This window comes from Clostridium sp. YIM B02569 (genome assembly GCF_022320765.1).
In the GTDB taxonomy this organism is placed as follows: domain Bacteria; phylum Bacillota; class Clostridia; order Clostridiales; family Clostridiaceae; genus Clostridium; species Clostridium beijerinckii.
Genome location: NZ_JAKJJX010000068.1, coordinates 1 through 1,200 on the forward strand (window position 1 = coordinate 1; position 1,200 = coordinate 1,200).

1 rRNA gene is annotated in these 1,200 nt (G+C 52.6%); it reads left to right on the forward strand.

From position 1 onward, the window contains the following. Positions 1-50: 50 nt before the first annotated feature. Positions 51-1,200 (forward strand): 23S ribosomal RNA (locus L3B96_RS27105); the annotation flags it as partial.

A 1,200-nucleotide genomic window follows, 5' to 3' on the forward strand; every position in this document is an offset into this window, starting at 1 on the left:
CATATGGTCGACCTGCAGGCGGCCGCGAATTCACTAGTGTATCCAAGATTGGTTAAGCGACTAAGCGTACACGGTGGATGCCCTGGCAGTCAGAGGCGATGAAGGACGTGCTAATCTGCGATAAGCGTCGGTAAGGTGATATGAACCGTTATAACCGGCGATTTCCGAATGGGGAAACCCAGTGTGATTCGTCACACTATCATTAACTGAATCCATAGGTTAATGAGGCGAACCGGGGGAACTGAAACATCTAAGTACCCCGAGGAAAAGAAATCAACCGAGATTCCCCCAGTAGCGGCGAGCGAACGGGGAGCAGCCCAGAGCCTGAATCAGTGTGTGTGTTAGTGGAAGCGTCTGGAAAGGCGCGCGATACAGGGTGACAGCCCCGTACACAAAAATGCACATGCTGTGAGCTCGATGAGTAGGGCGGGACACGTGGTATCCTGTCTGAATATGGGGGGACCATCCTCCAAGGCTAAATACTCCTGACTGACCGATAGTGAACCAGTACCGTGAGGGAAAGGCGAAAAGAACCCCGGCGAGGGGAGTGAAAAAGAACCTGAAACCGTGTACGTACAAGCAGTGGGAGCACGCTTAGGCGTGTGACTGCGTACCTTTTGTATAATGGGTCAGCGACTTATATTCTGTAGCAAGGTTAACCGAATAGGGGAGCCGAAGGGAAACCGAGTCTTAACTGGGCGTTAAGTTGCAGGGTATAGACCCGAAACCCGGTGATCTAGCCATGGGCAGGTTGAAGGTTGGGTAACACTAACTGGAGGACCGAACCGACTAATGTTGAAAAATTAGCGGATGACTTGTGGCTGGGGGTGAAAGGCCAATCAAACCGGGAGATAGCTGGTTCTCCCCGAAAGCTATTTAGGTAGCGCCTCGTGAATTCATCTCCGGGGGTAGAGCACTGTTTCGGCAAGGGGGTCATCCCGACTTACCAACCCGATGCAAACTGCGAATACCGGAGAATGTTATCACGGGAGACACACGGCGGGTGCTAACGTCCGTCGTGAAGAGGGAAACAACCCAGACCGCCAGCTAAGGTCCCAAAGTCATGGTTAAGTGGGAAACGATGTGGGAAGGCCCAGACAGCCAGGATGTTGGCTTAGAAGCAGCCATCATTTAAAGAAAGCGTAATAGCTCACTGGTCGAGTCGGCCTGCGCGGAAGATGTAACGGGGCTAAACCATGC